Origin of the sequence: Nocardiopsis sp. NPDC006832 (assembly GCF_040635885.1) — a bacterium.
In the GTDB taxonomy this organism is placed as follows: domain Bacteria; phylum Actinomycetota; class Actinomycetes; order Streptosporangiales; family Streptosporangiaceae; genus Nocardiopsis.
This window is the reverse complement of sequence record NZ_JBEYLC010000009.1, coordinates 23,094-29,507: the sequence shown is the minus strand read 5'-3', so window position 1 is coordinate 29,507 and position 6,414 is coordinate 23,094. Positions and strand designations below refer to the sequence as shown.

Below are 6,414 nucleotides of genomic sequence, written 5' to 3'. Positions count from 1 at the left end.
ACCGAGGGCAAGTTGGGCGGTCGCGCCAACGTGCGCGGGGTCCAGGGCACTTGGAAAGACCTGACCGACAACGTCAACTCGATGGCGGACAACCTCACCAACCAGGTCCGCGACATCTCGAAGGTGACCACCGCGGTCGCCAGGGGCGACCTGACGCGCAAGGTCGAGGTGGACGTCCAGGGCGAGATGCTCGCCCTGAAGAACACCGTGAACACCATGGTGGACCAGCTCGACTCCCTCGCCGACGAGGTCACGCGTGTGGCCCGTGAGGTGGGCACCGAGGGCAAGTTGGGTGGTCGTGCCAGCGTCAAGGGCGTGTCGGGCATCTGGAAGGACCTGACCGACAACGTCAACTCGATGGCCAACAGCCTCACCTACCAGGTCCGCAACATCTCGCAGGTCACGACCGCGGTCGCCCGCGGCGACCTGGGCAAGAAGATCACCGTCGACGCCCAGGGCGAGATGTTGGAGATGAAGGACACCATCAACACGATGGTGGACCAGCTCTCCACGTTCGCCGACGAGGTCACGCGTGTGGCCCGCGAGGTGGGCACCGAGGGCAAACTGGCCGGACAGGCCCACGTGCGCGACGTATCCGGGGTCTGGAAGGACCTCACCGACAACGTCAACTCCATGGCCAACAACCTCACCTACCAGGTGCGGCAGATCTCCATGGTGACGCGGGCGGTGGCCGCCGGCGACCTGACCAAGCAGGTCACGGTCAACGCCAAGGGCGAGATGCTGGAGTTGAAGCAGACCATCAACGTGATGGTGGACCAGCTCTCCGCCTTCGCCGACGAGGTCACCCGTGTGGCCCGTGAGGTGGGCACCGAGGGCAAGTTGGGCGGTCGCGCCAGCGTCAAGGGCGTCTCCGGCATCTGGAACGACCTCACCGAGAACGTCAACTCGATGTCGCACAACCTGACCACTCAGGTGCGCAACATCTCCGAGGTGACGACCGCGGTCGCCGCCGGTGACCTCACCAAGAAGATCGACGTCAACGCCCAAGGCGAGATCCTCGAAGTGAAGACCACGGTGAACACCATGGTCGACCAACTGTCGGCCTTCGCCACGGAGGTCACGCGTGTGGCCCACGAGGTGGGCAGCCTGGGTCAGTTGGGCGGTCAGGCCAAGGTCGAGGGCGTCACCGGAACGTGGAAGCAGCTCACCGACAGCGTCAACGAGCTGGCCGGCAACCTCACCACTCAGGTGCGCGCCATCGCCGGAGTCGCCAACGCCGTCGCCAAGGGCGACCTGACCCGCAACATCCAGGTCGACACCCGCGGCGAGATGGAGGAGCTCAAGGCCAACATCAACCTGATGGTGTCCAACCTGCGCGAGACCACCTCGGTGCAGCGCGACGCCGACTGGCTCAAGTCCAACCTCGCCCGCATCTCCGGACACATCCAGGGACACCGGGACCTCGACGAGCTGGCCCGCCTCATCATGAACGAGGTCACGCCGCTCATCGGAGCCCAGCACGGCGCCTGCTACCTGCCCGAGGACCAGGACCACGAGGGCGTCTTCCGGCTCTACGCGGGCTTCGGCTTCCAGCCCACCGAAAAGCGGCGACGCATCGTCAAGGGCCAGGGGCTGGTGGGTGAGGCGCTCGCCCAACAGACCGAACAGCACGTCAGCAACATCCCGGCCGGGTACATCAACATCGAGTCGGGGCTCGGCGACGCCGTCCCCAACCACCTGTACATCGTCCCGATCGTCACCGAGGGACGTTCCCTGGGCGTCGTGGAGTTCGCCTCCTTCGAGGAGTTCCGCGAGATCCACAAGAACTTCCTGCGCCAGCTGGTCTCGCTGCTGGGCACCACGATCAACACGATCCTGGCCAACAACCGCACCGAGCTGCTGCTCGAACAGTCCCAGCAGCTCACCAGCCAGCTGCGCGAACGCTCCAACGAACTCCAGCGCCAGCAGGAGGAGCTGCGCGGCATGAACGCGGAGCTGCGGCAGAAGGCCACCCAGCTGGCCAACCAGAATCGCGCGATCGAGCTGCAGAACCAGCAGATCCAGCGTTCCCGGAACGCGTTGGAGGAGCGCGCGCACCAGCTGCAGGTCTCCTCCAAGTACAAGTCCGAGTTCCTGGCGAACATGTCGCACGAGCTGCGCACGCCACTCAACAGCCTGCTCATCCTGGCCCGCCTGCTCGCCGACAACGCCGAGCAGAACCTCACGCCCAAGCAGGTCGAGTTCGCCCAGACCATCCACAAGGCCGGCAGCGACCTGCTGCTGCTCATCGACGAGATCCTCGACCTGTCGAAGGTGGAGGCGGGCCGCGCCGAGGTGCAGCCCAGCGAGGTGTCCATCGCCCAGCTCGTCGACTACGTGGAGGCCACCTTCCGGCCGGTCACCGGCGAACAGGGGCTGGCCTTCGCGGTGGACGTCTCCCCGGACATCCCCGAGACCCTGTGGACCGACGAGCAGCGGCTCCAGCAGATCCTGCGCAACCTGCTCTCCAACGCCGTCAAGTTCACCTCGCAGGGCGAGGTGCGGCTGCTCATCGAACCGGCCTGGGCGCTGGAGGACGCCGACCTCGACATGTTCGTCGAGAACGAAGAGGTCATCGCCTTCACGGTCGCCGACACCGGCATCGGCATCGCCGAGGACAAGCTCCAGGTGATCTTCGAGGCCTTCCACCAGGGTGACGGCGGGACCTCGCGACGATTCGGCGGCACCGGTCTGGGGTTGTCCATCAGCCGCAACTTCGCCCGTCTGCTCGGCGGCGAGATCCGGGTGCAGAGCATCACCGGCCGGGGCTCCACCTTCACCCTGCTGCTGCCGGTGCGCCTGCCCGAGGACGCAGCGGAGGTCGTGGATCAGCCCCCGGCCCTGACCACGCCCATCGAGCTGGAACAGGGACCGGGTTCCCTCGAACCGATCGGCGACGACGAACTCGATCTGCCCGACGAGGACTTCGACGCCGTGGTGGCGGCCCTGACCGATTCGAGTGAGCCTGAGGAACCGCTGCCCATGGTGCAGGTCCTCAAGAACGCCGAACCCGAGGAACAGGGCAGGGAGGAACAGGTCGAGGCCCGCCCCGACCCCGAGCGCCGGGCGATCCTGGCCGGCCAGCGCGTGCTCATCGTCGACGACGACGTGCGCAACGTGTTCGCACTGACCAGCGCCCTGGAAGCACAGGGACTGGAGGTCCTGTACGCCGACAACGGCCACTCCGGCATCGAGAAGCTGGAGGCCAACGAGGACATCTCACTGGTCCTGATGGACGTGATGATGCCGGAACTGGACGGTAACCAGACCACCCAGCGCATCCGGGAGATGCCCCAGTTCGCCGACCTGCCGATCATCTCGCTGACCGCCAAGGCCATGCAGGGCGACCGGGAGCGCAGTCTGGCGGCCGGTGCCACCGACTACGTCACCAAACCGGTCGACCTGGACCACCTGTTGGACGTGATGCGTCGTTGGCTCACCGCCGACCCGGAGGAGACCCGGGCGGGCGCCGCGGCCGACGATCGCTCCGGTGACACGAACGGTTCCGCCGGCGTGCACAATGGCGACACAGGCCACGACGACGCCGGGGCGACCGGCGATGACGGCAACACCCCACCGCACGACTCGGAGTAAGAAGCAGTGACTCAGAAGGCCAACATCCTTCTCGTCGACGACCGGGACGAGAACCTCATCGCGCTGGAGGCGGCCCTCACCTCCCTCGACCAGAACCTGGTGCGGGCCAACTCCGGCGAGGAGGCGCTGAAGCACCTTCTGGGTACGGACTTCGCCGTGATCCTGCTCGACGTGATCATGCCGGGCATGGATGGTTTCGAGACCGCCGCGCACATCAAGCAGCGGGAGAAGACCAAGGACGTGCCGATCATCTTCCTGACCGCTCAGGAAGTCGATCGGCACCAGGTGTTCCGCGGTTACTCCTCCCGCGCGGTGGACTTCCTCATCAAGCCGTTCGACCCGTGGGTGCTGCGCTCCAAGGTCGAGGTGTTCGTCGAACTGCACCAGCTCAAGGCGCAGATGCGCGAACAGGCCCGCTCGCTGCAACGGGTGCTCGGCCAGGAGAGCGGCGAACCCGGTAAGGCGCTCGTGGAGCAGCTCGCCCAACGTTCCCGTCAGGTCCAGTCGGACCTGGCCGACCTGCGCGAGCACATCGTGGGCAACTACCAGGAGATCGACCAGCCGCTGGTGGACGCCGTCCGTCGGGTGGACCGTTCGGCCTCCCGGCTGTCCACCCTCGTGGACACCCTGCACGGCCCCGAGGACTGACCGTGTTCGCCTCGTGGCCGATCAGAGTCGTCGGGGCGGCAGGGCCAGCCCGATGTGCTCGCCGATCTCCTCGATCAGGCCGAGGTCGGCCAGGCGGAAGCTGCCCCGGTTGCTGCGTCGGATCAGGGTGAGCGCGCCCCGCACGCCCCGGCTGCCGCGCAGTGGAACCGAAAGCAGTGAACCGGCGCCCAACACCGCCAGGACGGGAGCGCCCGCGCCCATCTGGCCCAGCACCGTCTCGTCCTCGATCAGCGGGAACAGCAGCGACTGACCGCGACCGAGCACCTCTCCGGGGATGTCGGAGTCGCTCGGGGATAGCGCGGCCAGCTCGTCGCGTTGACCCTCCGGGGCGTCGGCCGGGCCGACGACGGCGGCGCGGCGCGCCACCTGGGGGTCCTCGGGCAGGTCGCAGACGTCGATGATCACCCAGTCCGCGTAGGAGTCGGCCAGCAGGTCCGCGGCGTCGGTGAGGGCCAACGCCCTGGTGGGGGTGGTGCCGCGCAACAGCAGGCGGGTCATCCGGGTCAGCACGTCCAGGCGGCGGGCGGCGAGCACGACCACCTGGTCCTCCACCTCCGGCTCCAACGGCGAGGGCCCGTCCTCGTCGGCGCCGTTCATCGGTGGTGACATGGCCACCAGGACCAGGGGGTGTGCCTCGGTGGGCAGTTCCAACCGGGTCAGGGTCAGGTGCACGTCCTCGGCCCACCCGCGCTGCGCCAGCCGCGACTCCAAGGACGCGGGGCCGTCACCGCGCAGCACCGAGGCCAGCCACGACTGCATCGCCGCGCGCTTGCGCAGGTCGACGAAGTGGGCGAAGGGCTTGCCGGTGACGTAGCCCGGGGCACCGCCCAGTTGCTCGGCGCCGGCGTTGTTGATCCGACGGATGTAGCCGTCGTGGTCCAGCAACACCACGGGCACACTGAGTTCGTTGAACATCGAGCGCAGCAGGACACGGTCGTTGTCGTCGCCGCTGCGACGGGGTTCGGCGGGTCCGCTGAGCGAGCGGACCAGTTCACCGCCGGCGTCGCCGAGCAGGCGTTCGGCGTACTCCAGCTCGGCGAGGGCGGCCTCAGCGGTACCCCCGGCGTCATCGGGGTAGGTGGTATGCGTGTTGCGCAACGCCGAGACTCGTTCGCTCAGCGCGTTGATCTCGCGTTGCAGATCGGCGAGGTTGTCCGACACGCTCACGGTCTCCCGGTGGTCTTCGAAGGCGGGCGAGGACTTGCCGGAACGCTCCGGCGTCCGGTCGAGGCTTTTTCGAAGGTTACCGTTGGTACGGGAGAGGGGCACGAGTCGAGGAGGTTCGCACGGTGTGGATCGAACACCTCGCCCGTGACATCGGCGCGCTCGGGCAGGAGGAGAACACCACTCCCGAACGAGCGTTGGACCAGATGAGTCGGGCCGCGGCGCTGAGCGTCCCCGGTTGTTCGGCGGCTCTCGTTGTGCTGTGGCGGGAGGTGGTCGGCCCGGACGGGTCCCGACGCCACGTGGTCACCGACTACGGGGCCTCCCACTCCGACCTGTCCGAGGCCCTGGAACACCAGTACACGACCGACCAGGGGCCCACGGTCGAGGCGGTCCGCGAGATGAGCCAGGTCCGGGTGTCCGACGTGCTGCGCGAACAGCGCTGGCCCCGGTACACGAGTATGGCCGTCCAGTGCGGCGACCGCTCCTCCATCACCCAGCCCAGCGCCCTGCCCGGGGACGGCGACGAGGACCGGGTGCTGACCTTCGGGGTGCACTCCGGCCGCGCGGACGCCTTTGACGAGGGGGTCGGCCCCGAACTCACCGCGCTGTTGGCCGAGCACTCGGCGATGGCCCTGCACACGGCCTTCCGGCAGACGGACGCCGCCCGGGAGTCCGCGCACATGCGTCGGGCCATGTCGGCGCGTACGGTGATCGACCAGGCCAAGGGGATCATCATGCACGCCCGGGGCTGCGACGCCGACGCCGCCTTCGTGGCCCTGCGGGAGGTCGCCCAGCGCAACCGCAAAAGGGTGGTGGACGTGGCCCGGGACCTCGTCGCGCAGAACACGGGTCCGCAACCGCGGATGCGTCGCGATGGTGCGGACGGCCGGTGAACCGAGACCGCGCGAATGCGCGATGAACATGGTGGGATCCCGGTGAAAGACCTGGCAACAAGACCATGGTGAGTCCGGAGCGTGACCGGAA

4 protein-coding genes are annotated in these 6,414 nt (G+C 67.9%); 3 read left to right on the top strand and 1 reads right to left on the bottom strand.

The window, feature by feature from the left end; all coding sequences use genetic code 11:
• Together ABZ717_RS06635 and ABZ717_RS06630 are read left to right on the top strand one after the other, a co-directional pair.
• Window positions 1-3,594, top strand: a 3,594-nt coding sequence (locus ABZ717_RS06635; protein WP_358506635.1) for a HAMP domain-containing protein, incomplete at its 5' end; no start/stop codon positions are given.
• A gap of 6 nt (window positions 3,595-3,600) precedes the next feature.
• Window positions 3,601-4,242, top strand: a complete 642-nt coding sequence (locus tag ABZ717_RS06630) for a response regulator (protein ID WP_067598031.1) — start codon at window positions 3,601-3,603, stop codon at window positions 4,240-4,242.
• 21 nt (window positions 4,243-4,263) lie between these two features.
• Here ABZ717_RS06630 and ABZ717_RS06625 read toward each other — a convergent pair whose 3' ends face one another.
• On the bottom strand, window positions 4,264-5,424 hold the full coding sequence (locus ABZ717_RS06625) for a PAS domain-containing protein (RefSeq protein ID WP_358506631.1): 1,161 nt from the start codon (window positions 5,422-5,424) through the stop codon (window positions 4,264-4,266).
• Between the two features lie 128 nt (window positions 5,425-5,552).
• On the opposite strand from ABZ717_RS06625, the gene ABZ717_RS06620 reads away from it, so the two are divergent.
• Window positions 5,553-6,323 carry an ANTAR domain-containing protein gene (locus tag ABZ717_RS06620; protein ID WP_358506628.1) on the top strand — a complete coding sequence of 257 codons (771 nt, stop codon included), beginning with the start codon at window positions 5,553-5,555 and terminating at the stop codon, window positions 6,321-6,323.
• Window positions 6,324-6,414: the final 91 nt, after the last annotated feature.